Origin of the sequence: Methanothermobacter sp. THM-1, from assembly GCF_009914355.1 — an archaeon.
GTDB classification, from domain to species: domain Archaea; phylum Methanobacteriota; class Methanobacteria; order Methanobacteriales; family Methanothermobacteraceae; genus Methanothermobacter; species Methanothermobacter wolfei.
The window spans coordinates 1,082,816-1,100,916 of the sequence record NZ_CP044013.1; the positions used below are offsets into that span (position 1 = coordinate 1,082,816).

22 protein-coding genes and 1 pseudogene are annotated in these 18,101 nt (G+C 50.4%); 12 read left to right on the plus strand and 11 right to left on the minus strand.

The annotated features are described in order from the left end of the window. Window positions 1–52: 52 nt before the first annotated feature. Window positions 53–622, plus strand: coding sequence for a cyclase family protein (locus FZP57_RS05600; protein ID WP_191216039.1), 570 nt, complete (start codon window positions 53–55; stop codon window positions 620–622). Between the two features lies 1 nt (window position 623). Here the strand turns inward: FZP57_RS05600 and FZP57_RS05605 are convergent, their stop codons facing one another. The 9 genes from FZP57_RS05605 to FZP57_RS05645 form a co-directional block, all read right to left on the minus strand. Continuing rightward, a complete protein-coding gene (locus FZP57_RS05605; protein ID WP_074359132.1) occupies window positions 624–1,145 on the minus strand; it encodes a hypothetical protein in 522 nt (173 codons plus the stop codon). Window positions 1,146–1,245: 100 nt separating this feature from the next. After that, window positions 1,246–1,716, minus strand: a complete 471-nt coding sequence (locus tag FZP57_RS05610; protein WP_238337854.1) for a phosphatase PAP2 family protein — start codon at window positions 1,714–1,716, stop codon at window positions 1,246–1,248. Between the two features lie 94 nt (window positions 1,717–1,810). Further along, on the minus strand, window positions 1,811–2,857 hold the full coding sequence (asd, locus tag FZP57_RS05615) for an aspartate-semialdehyde dehydrogenase (protein WP_074359134.1): 1,047 nt from the start codon (window positions 2,855–2,857) through the stop codon (window positions 1,811–1,813). A gap of 13 nt (window positions 2,858–2,870) precedes the next feature. Continuing rightward, window positions 2,871–3,689, minus strand: a complete 819-nt coding sequence (gene dapB, locus FZP57_RS05620; RefSeq protein ID WP_074359135.1) for a 4-hydroxy-tetrahydrodipicolinate reductase — start codon at window positions 3,687–3,689, stop codon at window positions 2,871–2,873. 15 nt (window positions 3,690–3,704) lie between these two features. After that, complete coding sequence (gene dapA, locus FZP57_RS05625; protein ID WP_074359136.1) at window positions 3,705–4,595, minus strand: 4-hydroxy-tetrahydrodipicolinate synthase; 891 nt, start codon at window positions 4,593–4,595, stop codon at window positions 3,705–3,707. Next, entirely contained in the window at window positions 4,592–5,812 is a 1,221-nt protein-coding gene (locus tag FZP57_RS05630) for an aspartate kinase (protein ID WP_191216040.1), read from the minus strand. Before FZP57_RS05630 ends, dapA begins: the two co-directional genes overlap by 4 nt. 47 nt (window positions 5,813–5,859) lie before the next feature. Beyond that, window positions 5,860–6,048, minus strand: coding sequence for a 30S ribosomal protein S17e (locus FZP57_RS05635; protein ID WP_074359138.1), 189 nt, complete (start codon window positions 6,046–6,048; stop codon window positions 5,860–5,862). A gap of 1 nt (window position 6,049) precedes the next feature. Further along, complete coding sequence (locus FZP57_RS05640) at window positions 6,050–6,346, minus strand: chorismate mutase (RefSeq protein ID WP_074359139.1); 297 nt, start codon at window positions 6,344–6,346, stop codon at window positions 6,050–6,052. 83 nt (window positions 6,347–6,429) lie between these two features. Further along, window positions 6,430–7,290 carry a shikimate kinase gene (locus FZP57_RS05645; RefSeq protein WP_074359140.1) on the minus strand — a complete coding sequence of 287 codons (861 nt, stop codon included), beginning with the start codon at window positions 7,288–7,290 and terminating at the stop codon, window positions 6,430–6,432. 210 nt (window positions 7,291–7,500) lie between these two features. On the opposite strand from FZP57_RS05645, the gene sppA reads away from it, so the two are divergent. The 7 genes and pseudogenes from sppA (at window position 7,501) to FZP57_RS05680 (ending at window position 13,599) form a co-directional block, all read left to right on the plus strand. Further along, the gene (sppA, locus tag FZP57_RS05650; RefSeq protein ID WP_191216041.1) at window positions 7,501–8,349 is read left to right on the plus strand and encodes a signal peptide peptidase SppA; all 849 of its coding nucleotides are present in this window, start codon (window positions 7,501–7,503) and stop codon (window positions 8,347–8,349) included. Window positions 8,350–8,470: 121 nt separating this feature from the next. Then, window positions 8,471–8,727, plus strand: a pseudogene (locus tag FZP57_RS05655) (MJ0307 family thioredoxin). Between the two features lie 37 nt (window positions 8,728–8,764). Next, the gene (gene cbiD, locus FZP57_RS05660; protein ID WP_191216042.1) at window positions 8,765–9,859 is read left to right on the plus strand and encodes a cobalt-precorrin-5B (C(1))-methyltransferase CbiD; all 1,095 of its coding nucleotides are present in this window, start codon (window positions 8,765–8,767) and stop codon (window positions 9,857–9,859) included. A 51-nt stretch (window positions 9,860–9,910) separates the two neighbouring features. Beyond that, entirely contained in the window at window positions 9,911–10,384 is a 474-nt protein-coding gene (moaC, locus tag FZP57_RS05665) for a cyclic pyranopterin monophosphate synthase MoaC (RefSeq protein WP_074359144.1), read from the plus strand. 12 nt (window positions 10,385–10,396) lie between these two features. Then, on the plus strand, window positions 10,397–12,469 hold the full coding sequence (locus tag FZP57_RS05670) for a DEAD/DEAH box helicase (protein ID WP_191216043.1): 2,073 nt from the start codon (window positions 10,397–10,399) through the stop codon (window positions 12,467–12,469). A gap of 5 nt (window positions 12,470–12,474) precedes the next feature. After that, window positions 12,475–13,029 (plus strand): DUF2115 domain-containing protein, encoded by a 555-nt coding sequence (locus FZP57_RS05675; protein WP_238337855.1) that lies wholly within the window; start codon window positions 12,475–12,477, stop codon window positions 13,027–13,029. A gap of 48 nt (window positions 13,030–13,077) precedes the next feature. Next, window positions 13,078–13,599 carry a DUF2115 domain-containing protein gene (locus FZP57_RS05680; RefSeq protein WP_191216044.1) on the plus strand — a complete coding sequence of 174 codons (522 nt, stop codon included), beginning with the start codon at window positions 13,078–13,080 and terminating at the stop codon, window positions 13,597–13,599. 98 nt (window positions 13,600–13,697) lie between these two features. Here FZP57_RS05680 and FZP57_RS05685 read toward each other — a convergent pair whose 3' ends face one another. Continuing rightward, on the minus strand, window positions 13,698–14,000 hold the full coding sequence (locus FZP57_RS05685) for a DUF2098 domain-containing protein (protein ID WP_074359147.1): 303 nt from the start codon (window positions 13,998–14,000) through the stop codon (window positions 13,698–13,700). Between the two features lie 20 nt (window positions 14,001–14,020). Continuing rightward, window positions 14,021–14,290, minus strand: coding sequence for a PRC-barrel domain-containing protein (locus FZP57_RS05690; RefSeq protein ID WP_074359148.1), 270 nt, complete (start codon window positions 14,288–14,290; stop codon window positions 14,021–14,023). A gap of 73 nt (window positions 14,291–14,363) precedes the next feature. On the opposite strand from FZP57_RS05690, the gene FZP57_RS05695 reads away from it, so the two are divergent. The 4 genes from FZP57_RS05695 to FZP57_RS05710 are packed head-to-tail and all read left to right on the plus strand — an operon-like array spanning window position 14,364 to window position 18,093. Beyond that, window positions 14,364–15,404, plus strand: coding sequence for a site-2 protease family protein (locus tag FZP57_RS05695; protein ID WP_074359149.1), 1,041 nt, complete (start codon window positions 14,364–14,366; stop codon window positions 15,402–15,404). Window positions 15,405–15,427: 23 nt separating this feature from the next. Further along, complete coding sequence (locus FZP57_RS05700) at window positions 15,428–17,035, plus strand: tRNA uridine(34) 5-carboxymethylaminomethyl modification radical SAM/GNAT enzyme Elp3 (RefSeq protein WP_074359780.1); 1,608 nt, start codon at window positions 15,428–15,430, stop codon at window positions 17,033–17,035. A 43-nt stretch (window positions 17,036–17,078) separates the two neighbouring features. Then, entirely contained in the window at window positions 17,079–17,765 is a 687-nt protein-coding gene (gene deoC, locus FZP57_RS05705; RefSeq protein ID WP_074359150.1) for a deoxyribose-phosphate aldolase, read from the plus strand. Continuing rightward, window positions 17,743–18,093: a cyclophilin-like fold protein gene (locus FZP57_RS05710; protein ID WP_074359151.1), complete on the plus strand. Its 351-nt coding sequence runs from the start codon at window positions 17,743–17,745 to the stop codon at window positions 18,091–18,093. The genes deoC and FZP57_RS05710 overlap by 23 nt, the downstream gene beginning before the upstream one ends. Window positions 18,094–18,101 lie beyond the last annotated feature (8 nt).

Consider the following 18,101-nt stretch of genomic DNA (forward strand, 5'->3'; position numbering starts at 1 on the left):
CATCAGAGCCTTACAGCAAATAATAAGTGTTACTCTGAAGAAAATAGGGAACATGAAGTTCATAGACCTCACCCACCGGTTTGAGGATGGGATGCCCGTATTTCCAGGCGACCCCCATGTCAGGATACTTGAAACCCGGAATGATTACATCCTTAGCAGGATTGAAGCGGGAATGCACGCAGGCACACATATAGATGCCCCCAGGCATGCAGGATACCCCGGGACAGTTGAAACAATAAGCCTTGAGAGGCTCACAGGAACAGGTTTTCTGACATCCCCTGAGGGGATCAAAAGTCATGTCCCGGGGGGTATTGCCGTGGTCAGGACCGGCTGGAGCTCGAGATGGGGATCAGAAGACTACTTCATCAACTACCCCTTCCTGAGCATGGAAATTGCAGATGAACTTCTGGATGCTGATGTGAAGGGGGTCTGCATGGAGGGGCCCAGTGTTGACAGGCATGGCGAGATGGAGATACACAGGAAACTCCTTAAAAATGGTGTGTGGATAATTGAAAACATAAAAAACACGGAGCTTCTCCCTGAAAGGTTCAGGTTGTTTGCTGTCCCCCTTGCCGCCGCGGCTGAAGCATCCCCTGCACGTGTATTCGCAGTGCTGGAATAATCTACCTCTTCACCTTCTCCCAGAGGGTCTCATCACCCTTCCTGTATGACTTGAAATAACCCTTCCTCTCAAGGTTCCTGAGTATCTGGACCATGTTCTCAAGTTTAAGGTCCTTAAATCCTATTCCGTTTATGAAGCTGAGCAGTTCCTCTGCAGTTGATTTTTCATCAGGCAGCAGCCGGTAGATCTGTGACTGGAATGATGTAAGGTCCCTTTCAGGCTTCTCTGTGAGGGCATGGAAATAATCCCTGTATTTCTTCAGGTCGGCTATCAAGGACTCTCTCTCGGCTATAATGGTGTTGAGGTCCTTTATTATTCTGTCCTTCTCATCAAGGATCCCTTCAAGTTCAGTTATTCGCCTTTCCCTTATCTTCAGGGTTTCCTCAAGCTCCCGGACCCTGCTGCAGTCGTCTGATTCTTCACGGCACTTCCTGAGATCCATCTTGAGTTTACTTATCTCAAGCATGCACGCCTTAACAAGAAGTTTGAGCTGTTCCTTTTCTGAATCCCTGATGAACCTCATACCCTATTCCCCGATATACCATGAATATCCATTGAATCCGCTGATACTAGCTTCTCTTTTAATATAAATTTTGCATTTAACCTTAAAAAGTTTTCTGAATTCATTTCAACATCTCAAAACGGCACAGACCAAAACATTTAACCCTCTCATTTATCCGGAGGGCTATAAATGAACACAGAATTCCAATGAGTGCACCTGCAGCCACATCACTTGGGTAGTGAACACCAAGGTACAACCTTGAGATGCCAACAAGGGATGCTGCTGCAATGAAAAGTGCCGTCCTCCCAAGTTTAAATGAGAGTGAAAGGAACCCTCCAAAGGCGGCAACGGTGTGCCCGGATGGCATCGAGTATCCGCCGGCAGCCCCGGAGTACCTTATCCATTCCATAACCTCATAGGGCCTTGGCCTTGCAATCATCACTTTGAGGAGTTCACTCAAAAGGAATCCTATCATGAGGGCTACTATGGCCATGAATGCCGCTTCCTTTGCCTCATGGTCGCCGAAGAGGTAGATGAGTGAACATAAAATCACCCAGAAGATCTGTGTGCCTGCAAAGGTTATAACCGGCATTAAGAAATCCAGAAGAGGTGCGCTTAAGGTTACATTGAAAAAATAGAGGATGGATGTATCAATGGATGTCATCGGGATAGGCCGCATTCCACTCTCAGAGTATTATCTCCTTTATGAGCTCGGCGTTGAGTATGGATGCTCCTGCAGCACCCCTGATAGTGTTGTGACCCACAAGAACGTACCTTAAGCTGTTCTCAAATGCAGCGTCCTCACGGAGTCTTCCCACCGTGACAGCCATTCCACCATCCCGGTCCCGGTCCATCCTTGGCTGGGGCCTGTTCTCCTCATCCATCACCACTACAGGTTTTTCAGGGGCTGAGTAGAGCCCAAGTTTCTGTGGAAGGCCCTGGAACGTCTCCATTGCCTCCCTGACATCCTTAAGTTCAAATTCATCCTCAAGTTCTATGAAGACTGCCTCCGTGTGCCCGTCAACAACAGGGACGCGGTGACAGGATGCGCTGACACCGAAGCCTGCGGGCTTTACAACACCCTCATCCAGTTCACCCAGGAGGTGGAGGGTTTCTGTTTCCATCTTCTCCTCCTCACCACCTATGAAGGGCACGAGGTTGTCCAGTATCGCCATTGACGGCACCCCGCTGTATCCTGCCCCTGAAACTGCCTGCATGGTGGACACATAGACCCTCCTGATACTGTAGTTATCATAGATGGGTTTGAGTGTCAGTGTGAGGGCTATGGTTGAGCAGTTGGGATTCGTGACTATGAATCCATCCCATCCCCTCTTTTTCTGCTGCAGTTCGATGAGGTCTAGGAACTCCGGGTTCACCTCGGGTATCACAAGGGGCACGTCGGGTTCCATCCTCATGGCACTTGCATTGGATGCCACGATATACTTTTCTGCGAATCTGGGTTCGACCTTCCTTGCAATGTCTGCAGGTAGGGCTGAGAAGAGTATTTCAACATCACCCACACTTGATGGGTCGGTCTCGACGACCTCAATGTCCCTTACAGATTCTGGCATCTCACTGTCAAGGTACCAGTTTGCAGCTTCACTGTAGGGTTTCCCTGCGGACCTTGACGATGCAGCCAGTGTGGTGAGTTCAAATTCCGGATGGTTCTCAAGCATCTCAATAAAGCGCTGCCCAACCATCCCTGTAGCTCCTAAAACACCCACATTAACCATCATATCACCTTCATCAATTTATGCCAAGCACATCCCCCATATCGACTATGCATCCTGGTTCTGCGCTTTCAATGAACCTTATCGCCCTCATAACTCCACTTATGAATGCCTGTCTGCTGTGGGCCCTGTGGACTATCTCAAGGCGTTCACCATCACCTGCAAAGAGGACGATGTGGTCTCCCACGATGTCCCCTCCCCTCACTGCATGCACACCGATCTCATCATCGGTCCTCTCACCGACAAGGCCATTCCTTCCATGTACGGCAACCTCGGGGCTTACACCCCTTGACTCTGCAATAACCTCAAGTGCACGTACAGCTGTTCCTGAGGGAGCGTCCTTCTTGTGGCGGTGGTGCGCCTCTATTATCTCAACATCATAGTCTGAGAGGACCGGTGCAAGGTCCCTGAGTACCTTGAAGAAGACATTGACACCCACCGCCATGTTCGGTGAGATAACGGCCTTCACACGGTTCCTCTTAATGCAGTCCTCTATTATCTTCATCTGCTCATCTGAAAAACCTGTGGTCCCCACGACAAGGTTAACCCCTGCTTCCGCCGCTGTCTTTATTGTTTCAACGGCGGCTGTTGCTATTGTGAAGTCAACCAGGACATCGGGTTCTGTTTCAGCCAGGGTGTCCTTCAGTGCTGATGCTTCGGTTACCATGACCCCCACCGGGCCCCTTCCTGTGAGCTCACCCACGTCCCTTCCACTGAGGGGTGTCCCTGGTGCCTCAATGGCCGCCACAAGTTCCATGTCGTCCTGTTCAAGTACTCTTCCTATTATCCCTGAGCCCATGCGTCCACAGGCCCCGGTAACAGCTACCCTGATCATTTCATATCTCTCCTCTTAGATAAGGGCCAGTTCCTCAAGGACCATCCTGAGTTTATCGCGGCTGGCCTCGTTGAGGGGTGCTAGGGGCATCCTCACATGACCCGCGGGTCTTCCCATCATGTTAAGGGCCTCCTTAACGGGTACCGGGTTGCTCTCAATGAAGAGTGCCTTCATGAGGTCGTAGAGTTCATAGTGGGTTTCCTGTGCGGCTTCAAAGTCGCCTGAAAGGGCTTCGTTAACGAGGCGGCTCATCCTTGCAGGGTCAACATTGGCGAGTACCGAGATAACGCCCTCCGCCCCCATGGATATCATGGGAAGTGTGAGGTTGTCGTTGCCTGAGAGCACCGTGAAGTCCCTGATCCCCTCGGCCATGAGCCCTGACCTGAGCATGGATACCTTGTCAAGGTCGGGGTTCGCCTCCTTTATCCCTATTATCCCGTCAAGGCGGGCGAGTTTGATCACCGTGTCAACGTCTATATCCGTCCCGGTCCTTGAGGGGACATTGTAGATTATGAGTGGTATGTCGCTGGATTCCTCAAGCATGGTGTAATGGGATATGAGTCCATGTGGCTGGGGTTTGTTATAGTAGGGTGTTATCACCAGGGCGGCGTCTGCACCTGCTGATTCAGCGTACTGGACAAGTCCCAGGGCCTCCCTGGATGAGTTGCTCCCCGCCCCTGCGATTGCCTTAACACGGCCGTTAACCTCATCCACGAGGATGTCGATCAACTTTCTCTGTTCTTCATGGGTTATTGTGGCTGATTCACCTGTTGTGCCCGCAACAAGAAGTCCGTCCACCCCGTTCTCTATAAGGTAATTTATATTCTCCCTCAGGCCGGCCTCATCCACCTCATCATCTTCCGTGAATGGTGTGACCATGGCCACTATCGTGCCTTCAATCTTCATTCAAGAACACCCCTTACAAGTTCATATGCCTTTTTACCATCATTCCAGTCAACGAATATAACCACAGATGTCTGTGAGGATGAAATTTCAACTATATTGAGGTCGTTATCCCGGAGGGGTTCTGTTATATCCGATATTATGCCGGGTGTGTCAATGAAATCGGGGCTGGAGATTGTTATCATTGCAATGTCCCTTCCAAGTGAGAGTGAGCTGAGGTTGTCATCCGCGATAACAACGTCATGGAGCAGGCGGTGTGCCTCGTCAGCGTCCTTCTTATCAACAAATATTGTGACTGAGTTCTGCCCGGTTGAAATGCCTATTATGTTTATATCATTCTCTGCAAGCTTTGAGGTGAACTTTGCAAGTATGCCTGGCTTGTTAAGGATCTTTTCACCCACCACAGCCACAACGGATATTGGATCCGGGTTGAGGGTTGTTGTCCGGAGCATCTTATTCTTTGACGGTCCGATTATCTCTGTCCCCGGTGCCGAGAGGTCCCCGTGTTCAAAGCCTATTATCTTTGCATTTATATCTGGGTCCTTGTATTTGAGGGCGTGTGGGTGGAGGACCTGAGCCCCATGGGTTGCGAGGTCCCTCATTTCCTCTACAGAGATCTTATCCAGCTTCTTTGCACCCTGAAGCTTGTTGGGGTCTGTGGACATCACACCCCCCACATCGCTTACGATTATGACCTCATCGGCCTTGAGGCAGTGGCCAAGGAGGAATGCTGTTATGTCACTGCCACCCCTGCCCAGGGTGGTTATGTAACCATTGGGGTCCCTTCCAAGGAAGCCGCATACCACGGGTATTATTCCCTGGTCAAGGAGTTTCAGGAGCTCCTTTGATTTTTCCTCAGTCGCCTTAAAATCTACCTTAGCATTTAAAAGGTTGCTGTCGGTTATTATTGGCCATTCATTCATGAAGGGGTCTATGTATTCTGATTTAACCCCGAGGGCCTCTATTGCAGATGAGAATATCCTCACACTGGTCATTTCGCCCATGGATACTATTTCAGCCAGCTGCTTTTCTGTGACAGCATCTTCCATTGCCTCGTCAACTATCTGAAGGAGTTCATCCGTTGTCTTGTTTATGGCAGATACAACGACAACGACCTTCTTACCCTTCATGTACTCCTTCACTACTGAACGGGCTGCCTTTTTTATTCTTCTGCCATTTCCTATAGATGTACCGCCAAATTTAGCAACTATTAACTCCATTAACCTTCACAACCTTTTAAATGTTGAAAAAAAATAAAAAAATCAGGTTATTTCTGCTGGCTGATGATCCTTGTAATGTAACCTGCTATTTTGTTCCTGAGGTGTTTTGTGCTTACTGTTGAGAACTCCTCCACCAGTTTCTTGTTTTCATCAAAATCAGCTGTGAATCTTCCAGGATAAGTTTCTATCAGTTCTTTGGCCAGTCTTTTTACAAAGGATGTTCTTATGTTTCCCATGTCAGTTCCTCCTTAACAGTTCTTTCTGTTCATTTTTATTTAGATCCATCAGAATCTTCATTAACTGCACAAGTTTATCTTCATTGATTCCATTTTCCCCTGCAATCTTCCGGGTCCTCTCTATTATCTGGCGCTCCCTTTCAGGGTCCAGTATATCCATGCCCAGCACCCTCTTGGCCTCGAGGATCTCCCCTGCAAGGGATATTCTTGCAGCTATAAGGTCCAGGATGTCCCTGTCTATCTTATCTATTTCCTCTCTGGATCTTTTAAGGATTTCTCTGGCTGTGGACTCATCCATGGCAATTCCTCCCTGATGATGGGGTTATTCAATCATAAAGACCCCCTGTTAATCCACAGAGGCCGGTTCTCTGATGATCAGGGTTATTCCACCACAAAGGTCCCCCTGTTATCCACAGAGGTGATGATAAGGTTCCCTTCAAGGGATTCCCATGCATTGATGACTCCTGGAACCGAATCCTCATCAGCCAGGGCAACGAATGATGGACCTGTACCTGAAAGGCCAGCTGCCGCTGCTCCCGCTTCAAGGGCGTCGAGGGCTATTCCCGGATCGAATCCAAGGGATGCACAATACAGTATCCCGTTCAGTGTAAGGGCCCTGTGGACCCTCCCGTTGAGAACCTCCCTGAAGGCCATGTCAACCCATGGAGCAAGGAGTTTCATCCTCGGGACATCCGATTGTGCAGTCAGTGATTTTCTGTCCGGCATGTATATTAATACCTTTTGATTTTCCATTTCCCTTCTGGAGATTATCTCCCTTGCTGTGTTATCTGTGACCGTTAGACCCCCATAGAAGGATGCGCTTGCATCATCGTAGGCCCCTGTCACCGTTACACCGGCCCTGAGGGATGCGTCCACTGCCATGTCAAGTATTTCCTCATCAGACATTGCTTCAACCTGGAATTCATCCGAAATCAAACTGGAAACTGCCATGACTGCTGCATTGGATGCTGCGCTGCTGCTTGAGAGTCCGCTGGCAACAGGAAGCTCTGACCTTGTTATGATCTCCACACCAGTATCCACACCGTAGCGGTCAATTACCATCCCCGCGCAGAGTTCTATCAGCGAAGTGTCGGCACCTTCACGGGAAATGCAGCTTATCCCTGACCCTGAAAGTTTAGCTTCAGCCTCCACATGGAGGCCTATTCCGAATGCTGAACCCTTCCCCGTGGCAATGGCATTCACGACCGTTGCCGATCCAGGGGATCTTACAATCCTTTTCAACCTATCACTCCATTACCAGTCTATCATTCATGAGCCTGCTGCAGATAGAGAAACACCCTAAGGGTCTGATGAGCCGGCTGCAGACACAGACACCACTAACCTCATTTAATATATCTGAAACATTTATATAATAGATTACAGTCTACAGATTAATACAAATAATGGAAAGTTTAAGAGGTGGATGGTGAATTTCACCGAAGGTATGATACCATGGAAAGGAACAGCAAAATAGTCGCGGGACTCATAGGAGCCCTCACGGTTTTAGGGATACTCTTTTCAATTTCAGGGTCAGTGGAAAGATCCGGCACCATAGCCATCATCCCGGTGCACGGAGTAATAGCCTATGACACAAGTATTGAGGGCGTCAGCCCCGATGATATAAAGGAACTCATCCAGAAGGCCAACGATGACCCCTCAATCAAGGCGATAGTCCTTGACATAAACAGTCCAGGAGGCACCCCCGTGGCCAGTGAGGAACTCATGGATGCCATAAAGAAATCTGAAAAACCGGTTGTGAGCTGGATAAGTGATTCAGGCACATCAGGAGCCTACCTTGCAGCCTCCGCATCTGACAGGATAGTCGCAAGTCCATCTGCATGGGTGGGGAGCATAGGGGTTATACTGGACCTCACGGACCTCTCAGGGATGTACAGGCAGATGGGTATAAACAAGTACGCCATAAAGGCAGGGGAATACAAGGATATGGGTGCAGATTACCGTATGGTGACGGATGAGGAAAGGGAGATGCTCCAGTCAATGGTGAATGAAGAATACGATTACTTCATCAAGACCGTCGCCGCCAACCGTAACCTCACCATATCCTATGTCAGGAGCCTTGCAGAGGGTAGGATATTCACGGGGCGTCAGGCCATGAAAAACAGGCTTGTTGACCTGACCGGTGGACGGGACCGGGCAGTTGAAGTTGCAGCAGGACTTGCAGGTATAAAAGACTATGACACCGTAACCATGGCACCATCAGGCGGACTTCTGAAGCTAATATCAAGCATGCTATCAAAGGTGGGGTACTCCAGCAACACCACCTCCACGTCCATGCTCTGAATGCAGATGTTGAGCCATGAAAGCCAACCTCCAGAGTGCCTGCAGAAGGGCTTTCATTGGAAGATAAGTATTTATTGAAAAACATGAGAAAATAATATATCATGCTCATGGAGGTTAAGAAATGGTTGTTAAAATAGAGGTTTTCACATCCCCAACCTGCCCATACTGTCCCATGGCAATTGAGGTTGTTGAGGAAGCCAAGAAGGAATTCGGGACGAGATTGATGTTGAAAAGATTGACATAATGGTGGACAGGGAGAAGGCCATTGACTATGGACTCATGGCAGTGCCTGCAATAGCCATGAATGGTGTTGTAAGGTTCGTGGGTGCCCCCAGCAAGGAGGAACTCTTTGAAGCCATAAGGGATGAAATGAAATAATCAATCTTTTTTTATTGAATTTCCGGGATTTTTTCTGATGAAGGATGAGAGGGTTTCTGGAATCACAACAGGGACAGCCGCCACTGCAGCGGCCCTCGCATCCCTGCTCTGTCTTAAGGGCGAAACTGTTAAGACCGTCACTGTTAAGGCCCCTGCAGGTGCTATTGAAGTTGATGTGGAGTCTGTTGAACGCCTCAGCATGGACACCGCCCGGGCATCGGTTGTGAAGAGACCCTACCCTGACCCCGACGTCACGGTTAACCTTGAAATAGTGGCAACGGTAAAACTTAAAGGAAGCCCCGGTGTGGAGATAAGGGGTGGTAGGGGGGTCGGTACCGTTACAAAGCCCGGACTCCAGGTACCCCCCGGTGAACCGGCAATAAACCCGGTCCCCAGGAAAATGATAATGGAAAACCTAGAGGAGCACCTTGATGAGGATGAAGGTGTGGCGGTAACTATTTCTGTCCCCGGGGGTGAGGAGGTGGCCTCAAGGACCATGAACCCCCGCCTCGGCATAATGGGAGGGATATCCATCCTTGGAACCACAGGGATTGCGAGGCCCATGTCCTCAAAGGCCTACAGGGAGTCCCTTGCCTGTCAGCTAGACATAGCCGTTGCCCGCGGATTCAGAACCGTCATCATGGTGCCCGGGAACATAGGTGCAGGGATTGCCAGGGAGTACTTTAAGGACACTGACCCTGATGCCATCATCCAGATGGGTAACTTTCCAGGCTACATGCTTGCTGAGGCCTGCAGGAGGGGTGTTGGAAGAATAATACTCCTGGGGCATGCAGGGAAGCTCATCAAGCTTGCAGCAGGAATATTCAACACGAAAAACAGTGTGGCTGATGGGCGCCGGGAGACCATGATCGCATACTCGGCCCTTGAGGGTGTCCCCGGGGCTGTCCTTGAGGCCATGTACTCTGCAGGGACAACCGAGGAGATGATAGAACACCTTGAAAGGACAGGCCTCACCGAGAAGGTCTTCAACCGGCTTGCGGATGCCATAAAGGAGAGGTGCGGGGGGCGCTGCAGTGTCCCCATGGAGGTCCTGATCACCACCATGGATGGCAGGATCCTTAACTCAAATTTCAGGGTCCCGGACGATATCCATACAGTGGATGGACGTTGAAGCACCGTGGGATTCCTGGATTAAAAAACAGAGAAAAGTAGAGTTGATACCATGAAGGATGAATTCACACACCTTAAGGATGACGGGGTTCATATGGTGGAAGTGGGGGATAAGTCCGCTGTCCGTAGAACGGCCATCGCCGAGGGCGAGATCCTCCTCGATAAGAAGACTGTGGACCTCATAAGGGAGAGCAGGATAAAGAAGGGTAACGTCCTCGCAACGGCGCAGATAGCAGCCATAGGGGCCGTTAAGAACACCTGGAACATCATACCCCTCTGCCACCAGGTTCCTGTTACCGGTGTCGATGTCAGGTTCCTTGTGGATGATGACAGGATCAAGGTGAGGGTTGCCGTGAAGTGTGACGGGAAGACCGGAGTCGAGATGGAGGCCCTTACAGGAGTCTCGGTGGCCCTCCTTACAGTATGGGATATGGTTAAAAGCGTTGAGAAGGACCAGGATGGCCAGTACCCACACACCAGGATAAGGAATATACGGGTCATCAGGAAAGAAAAGGATGAAATTTGAAGCGGTGATTCTATGTACACCGTCAAGCCTGAACTGAGGATGATTGTGGAGGACTGCTACCCCCACATAAGGGAACTGAACCCGGCCCAGAGGAGTGCCATTGAATCAGGATACCTTGAGTCCGATGAAAATTACATCATAGCCATCCCCACTGCAAGCGGTAAAACCCTGCTGGGCCTCCTGGCAGCCCTTAAAACCATCCTTGATGGTGGCAGGGTCGTTTACACCGTTCCACTCATCTCAATTCAGAACGAAAAGATAAAGGAGTTCAAAAAACTCGAAAAACATGGCATAAAGGTTGGTAAGGATCCTAAAACCTCAGACCTTGCAGTTATGGTGTTTGAATCCTTCGACACCCTCACACGTTTCTCATGGAACCTTCTAAGGGAGGTGGACCTCCTCATCGTTGATGAGTTCCACATGATAGGGGAATACAGCAGGGGCCCGGTGATTGAATCTGCAGTTACAAGGGCCCGGCAGCTGAACCCCTCCATGCGCATCGTGGCCCTCTCAGCAACCCTCTCCAACATGGACGAAATTGCGGGGTGGCTTGATGCCCGTGTCGTGGAGCATGACTACCGGCCGGTACCCCTCCACAGGGAGGTCCTTGACACCGAGATGTTCGGTGCCAGGGACAAGAACCAGGTTGTCCTGAAGATACTTGAAAAATCCATTGAGGAGGAAAGCCAGACCCTCGCATTCGTATCCACAAGGAGATTCACCGAGTCCCTTGCATCCTACCTTGCAGAAAATATCCGTGGGAGGATCCCTGAAGATATGAAGGAAAGATTCAGGACGGTTGCAGAGAGCCTCCTTGAGGTTCCAGGGGCCGCAGGGTCCCGTCCCACCTCGACGTGCATGAAACTCGCTGAATGTGCCGCCTCAGGGATAGCATTCCACCATGCAGGTCTCTTCAACAGGCAGAGGGAGATAATAGAGGACGAGTTCAGGAAGGGCAACATACTCATGATAACTGCAACACCCAGCCTCATGTACGGTGTTAACCTCCCCTCAAGGACCGTGGTTATAAGGGACTACACCCGCTGGACAGGCAGGGGTCAGCAGAGGATCCCTGTATTCGATTATGAACAGATGTCAGGGAGGGCCGGCCGGCCACAGTACGATGATGCAGGATACTCATACCTCATAGCAAAGAGCCATGCCGAGGCCCTTGAACTGGAGGAGTACTACGTCAATGGGGAGGTTGAGAGGACCTCTTCACGCGTCCTTGAAAACCGGGACGCCTTCTACCGGTTGATAATAGTACAGGTGGCATCAGGACTCTCAAGGAACCCTGATGAACTCATCGAATTCTTCAAAGGGACATTCTACGGTTATCAGCTCATGGAGAACCCCTACATGAACTCATTCGGCATGGATAACCTTCAGTATGAACTTGAGGGTGCCCTTGATTTCCTTGTGAAGAACAGGATACTCTATCCAGGGCCCGATGGCTTTGCTGCAACCGAATTCGGCATGCTCATTGCAAATTCAAACTACTCTGTTGAGACCGCCATCAAGTTAAACCAGCTTGCCTCAGAGATGGATGAACTCAACATCTACAGGCTGATCTATGAGATAACAAGGACCCCTGACATGCCCCTCATATCCTTCAAGGCCACGAAGAGCAGGGACCCTGTCAGGGAGAGGCTCATGGACCACGGACTCTTTGTCATGGACATAGGGAACGAGGAGGCCACGGCAGCAGCCCTTATAGAATGGATCAATGAGAGAACAGAGCATGAAATAGAAAACGCCTTCAACGTCTACGCTGCATCCACCCGGAGAGTGGCCTATGAAGCGTCAAGGCTTGTTAAGTTCTTCGGGAGGATATGTGAGATTATGGGGGTCTACGGTTATTCCGGTCAGCTGGAGGTGCTCTCTGCAAGGCTGTATTATGGTGTGGGTGAGGACCTGATACCCCTCGTTGTTGGTGTCAGGGGCCTTGGAAGAAGGAGGGCCCGTAAGATCATTGAAACATTTGGTGATGACCTGAGATACGTCCGGAAGGAGGACCTCAAACGCATCGATGGGATAGGTGAAAAACTCGCTGAGGCCGTTAAGAGGTATGCTGAGAGGTGCTAGGGGGGATGAAATCCATCCAGCCGCACCAGAGAAACATTGACTGGCTTGAAATGTATCATGATGCCCCATCCATCACATGTCTCCTGAGGGATGCGGCTGCAGGGGTAGGTGTCTCTGATCTCATGGAGGTAAGGCTCTTCATTGAGAGGAGCTGTGAACATGTCCAGGAGAGGTACAGGAAGAGATACATCGATATCTACACCGGAATGGTCGTTGACTCGGTCCTTGAACTGAAGAAAGGCAGCCCTCTCCGCGCAGATCATGATGAAGAAAACACATTATGGGTCCTGAGGAGGCTGAATGAAACACGAACACCCCTCCTTGCAGGTTTAACAGTTCTTCACCGAACCCTCATCAGGAAAGAACCGCTTCACCCCGAGGGAACCCCCTTCCCTGGTGGAGATTCTGTTAAAGAGGTTAACGGTGTTTATTACTGTCCGGTTAAGGACCGGCAGAAGGATAATCCCCGGGCCCTCTGCGACATCTGCATAGCAAGACAGACACCCAAATTAAAGGGGTATCATGATCATCAGAACAGTGCAAGGATCCCGAAAAATTAAAACAATAGATAAACCAGTTCCTGAACTGATATGAAGGAGGTCCGGAATATGATCAGCGCTGATAGGATTCCATCCAAGATGACAAAAATGGGGTTACTTGAGATTATTAAAAAGGAAGCCTCCTCCATCCATATAAAGGATATAATGGATGCTTCTGTGTATCTCAGAGATGATGCAAGGTATATGCCGCCCAGGGAGCAGAAGGATTTCATAGAGAGGTTCACAAGGGCCTTCTTCAACAGGATAAGGGATATAAAGAATGACAGAAACACCTACCCTGGTGAAGTTGACACCGGCAAGCTGAGGGAGTTCCTTGAATTCCTTGATGATCAGTTCCAGAAGGCCGTTGAAGTCCCTGAGAAGTGCTTCCAGAAGATTGCACGTATAATAACCATTTATGTAACCTTTATAAGGGAGGAACCCGTGCATCCTGTTGGAACCCGTTTCCCCGGTGGCCTCACGGTGCGGAGGGATGGGGACGTTTATTACTGTCCTGTGAAGGACAAACAGGTAAACACGCCATCGGCACTTTGCCGTTTCTGTGTCAGCATCCAGGACCCTGAAGTCTGATCATGGCCGTTGATGAGGAATACCCGGGACCCGGAAACACCCTGAAGCCTGATTTAGAACATGAAAAATAATAGTATGATGGATTAGGGGTCTGGAGCTCATCCCCCACCATCACAGACCTCTGAACCCATATCGATATCCTCAAGGTCCTCCTTCATCTTCCTGACCTTTTCAAGTGTCTCCTCAGGACCTCTTCTTTTCCCGGCACGTTTTTTCAGTTCTGATTTATCCACCACTTCAAGGTAGTCTGTGCTGTACCAGAGATCTGAATCCTCAAGGCGTGCCCATCCCTTATCATCCTCGACCTTTATGGCTGAGATCTCACCGGTGGTCCCGGTCCCTGTGTAGCGTACGGTCATGCCCACGGTGAGCACCCTGCCACCAGCATCCTTAACCTCCATAACAATCCCCGCACAGTGGTTTATTCAGGGGATATTTCAATGGTTTCCTCTTCCTCAGGGGCTTCCTCTGCCTCCTCTGCAGATATGCTGATAATAACGTAGTCCCCTACCTTCTCAACCCTGTCCATTCCCACAATGAAGGTCTTCTGTTTGAGGGAGAGTTCACCCTTTGATATGATAATGGAATTTATAACACCCTTCTCAGGGTCCACTTCCAGGTCAGAGACCTTACCTATCTCCATCGCGTTTTTATCCAGCACCTTGCGTCCTAGGAACTCCGTCACCTTCATATTAACACCACTGTATTCTATGTATCCCATGGTATAAAAAATAATTTATTCATGGATACCCATAGATAGGGGTATGACCAATTCAATAAGAATATTCAGGGTTGCCGGAATACCCGTTGAACTGGATTTCTCATTCCTCCTGCTGATGCTCTTCATATACATACTCGCCTACCTTGGATTCGTCTCCCTGCAGCTGGCGATCCTCATAACCCTCGTCTTTGTAACGGTGGTGATACATGAACTCGCCCATTCATACGTTGCCATGGGGTTCGGTGTTAAGATAAACAGCATACTCCTCCTCCCCATTGGTGGTGTTTCAAGGATGGAGGAGATACCAAGGGTCCCCAGGGGGGAGTTCCTCATATCAATTGCAGGTCCCCTAACAAACATCCTAATCGCAATGCTGGTATCTGTACCGATCCTCCTGGATGTGACAGGACCCCTTACCGGCCTTGCAGGGGAATTCCTTGCGGTTAACCTCCTCCTTGCCCTCTTCAACCTGATACCCGCATTCCCGATGGATGGTGGCAGGATACTCCGGGCGATACTCGCGGAGCGGATGGGCCACATGAGGGCCACTGAAATCGCCGCCAGCCTTGGAAAGATCATCGCGGTGTTCATGGCTGTCCTCGGGGTTTTCTACAATTTCTTCCTCATACTCATAGGACTCTTCATCTACATAGGGGCCGAGCAGGAGTACCAGGCGACCCTCATATCATCCCTCCTTGAGGGTGTGACCGTGGCCGATGTCATGACCCGGGACCCGGTGACCATGGACCCCGATATCACCGTGGATGAAGCCCTTGAATTCGTCATGAGCAAAAAGCACATGGGCTACCCTGTGGTTGAGGGGGATGAAATGATAGGCATAGTGACCTTCCATGACCTCTCAGATGCAGAAAGAACCAGAAATGTTAGGGAGGTCATGACAGAGGACGTTGTGACCGTGAATGAGGATGATGAGCTCATATCCGCCCTTGAAAAGCTCAACAGCATGAACCTTGGAAGGCTCCCTGTCATGGGTGATGGCAGACTCAGGGGGATAATCTCAAGGACAGACATCCTCAGGACACTCAACCTCCTTAGAAATAAGAAAATGAAGCGTGAAAATTGATGTGCAAACCTCCGGTGAAGAACATGAGAGATGCCTGCCGTCTGATAATCGATGATATAATCTCAGGAAAAATAAAAACAGGACAGGACCTTGAAAGGGCAAAGCACAGGGCATGCCGAGAATTCAAACTTAAGAAGTTCATGAGCAACTCTGAAATCCTTAAATACGCTGAACCTGATGAGAAGAAACTTGTTGAGGACATCCTGAGAAAGAAACCCACCAGGACCATTTCGGGTGTGGCTGTGGTGGCTGTGATGTGCCAGCCCCATGAATGTCCCCATGGAAGATGCCTGTACTGCCCTGAAAGCGATAAGGCGCCTCCAAGTTACACAGGGGAGGAGCCCGCAGCCCTGAGGGCCAGGATGCACGAGTTTCATCCATACAGGCAGGTATACAGCAGGCTTGAACAGCTTCACAGCATAGGCCATCCTGTGGACAAGGTTGAACTCATAGTGATGGGCGGGACCTTCCCCTCCCACAGCCTCTGCTACCAGGAATGGTTCATCTCAAAGTGCCTTGAGGCCATGGTGGACTTCGGGTCAGAGTTGAAGGACCTGAAGGTAACCATACCCGGCTATAATGGCTACGTGAAGGTGGATGATGCCCAGAAATACAATGAATCATCCCCTGTCCGGTGCGTGGGCATGACATTCGAGACAAGGCCCGACTACTGCCGTGAGGAGGACGTTGACCGGATGCTTGGACTGGGGGTTACAAGGGTGGAGCTGGGTGTTCAGACCATCTACAATTACATCTACCAGAGGATAAAGAGGGGTCACAGTGTCGCTGATGTCATTGAATCCAACAGGATACTCAGGGACTCCGGCATAAAGGTGGCCATGCACCTTATGCCCGGACTCTTCTCAGACTTTGAAAGGGACCTCCGGATCTTCAGGAGGATCTTCAATGACCCCTCCTTCAGGCCGGATATGATCAAGATATACCCCTGCCTTGTGACCAGGGGCAGTGAACTCTACAGGATGTGGGAGAAGGGGGAATACAGGCCCTACTCAACTGAGGAGGCCGTTGACCTCATCGTCGAGATAAAGAAGATGCTCCCCAAGTGGGTCAGGACAATGAGGATACAGAGGGACATACCCTCACAGCTCATAGTGGACGGTGTAAGGAAGTCCAACCTTGGTGAACTGGTCTACCGGCGCTTGGAGGAGGAGGGCTTCAGGTGCAGGTGCATAAGGTGCCGTGAGGTGGGTCACCTCTCCAGGAGGGGTGCTGAAGTCGATGAAGAGAGCGTGACCCTCATGGTTGAGGATTACATGGCAACGGGTGGAAGGGAGTTCTTCCTCTCCCAGGAGGACCCTGTGAACGATGTTCTCGTGGGATTCCTGAGGCTGAGGTTCCCATCAGAGAGGGCTCATCGCCCTGAGGTTGATTCCAGAACAGCCCTCGTGAGGGAGCTTCATGTTTACGGTTCAATGATACCCATAGGTGAACAGCGCGAAACCGTAGGACAGCACAGGGGCTACGGTGAGGAGCTGCTCTCAGAGGCAGAGGAGATCTCAAGGGAAAACGGAATGGATCGTATCCTTGTCACAAGCGGGATAGGTGCCCGTGAATACTACCGGAAGTTCGGCTATGAAAGAGAAGGCCCCTACATGGCAAAAAGGCTTTGATTTAACTTTAGATCTGTCATCCATTAAGGAAGGTGATTGAAAGATGAAGATAAAAAGCAAGGAAGAACTGGCATCCCTTATAGACCATACCAATGTCAGGGCAGATGCAACCCCCGCAGACATTGAGAGGCTCTGCAGGGAGGCTGAAGAATACGGGTTCCGTTGTGCCGTGGTAACACCCACAAATGTCAGGCTTGCATCCGAACTCCTGAGCAGCTCTGAAGTCATGGTATGCTCGGTTGTTGGTTTCCCTGCAGGGGTCAGCACGCCCTCAGTGAAGGCCCTTGAGGCCTCGGAGGCCGTTGAAAACGGGGCCGAGGAGATAGATATGGTCATGAACATAGGCGCCATGAAGGCCGGGGACACCGAACTTGTCCATGAGGATGTGAGTGGCGTTGTTGAGGCTGCGGGAGTACCCGTTAAGGTCATACTCGAGACAGCCTACCTCACCGATGAGGAAAAGGTGAAGGCGTGTATTATAAGCAGGGACGCCGGGGCTGCCTTTGTGAAGACCTCAACAGCCTACGGGGGGCTTCCAGGGGCAACTGTAGAGGATGTTAGACTCATGAGGAGGACCGTTGGTGATGATATGGGTGTTAAGGCCGCGGGGGGTATAAGGGACTTTGAAACAGCCCTTGCGATGCTTGAGGCCGGCGCGGATCGTATAGGAACATCAACGGGTGTAGAGATAGTGGAGGGATTCAGGGTTGAGGATCAGGATAACCGTTGAGGGCAAGGGACAGGCCATTGGAGAACTGGATGACAGGAACCCTGAATCCGCAAGGAGGATCTATGAGAGCCTCCCCATTGAAGGAAGGGCGCTTCTATGGATGGAGGAGGTCTACTTTGACATACCTGTAACCCTTGACTATGAGAACCCCTCAGGGACGGCGTCCCCTGGGGACATCTCCTACTGGCCGCCTGGATACGCCCTCTGCATATTCTTTGGATCAACCCAGCCCTATTCCGAGGTCAACCATATCGGCAGGGTCATGGAAAACCTTGAACTCTTCTCCCGGGTTGATGAGGGCGACAGGATAATCATAGAAAAAATATGATCCAGTAA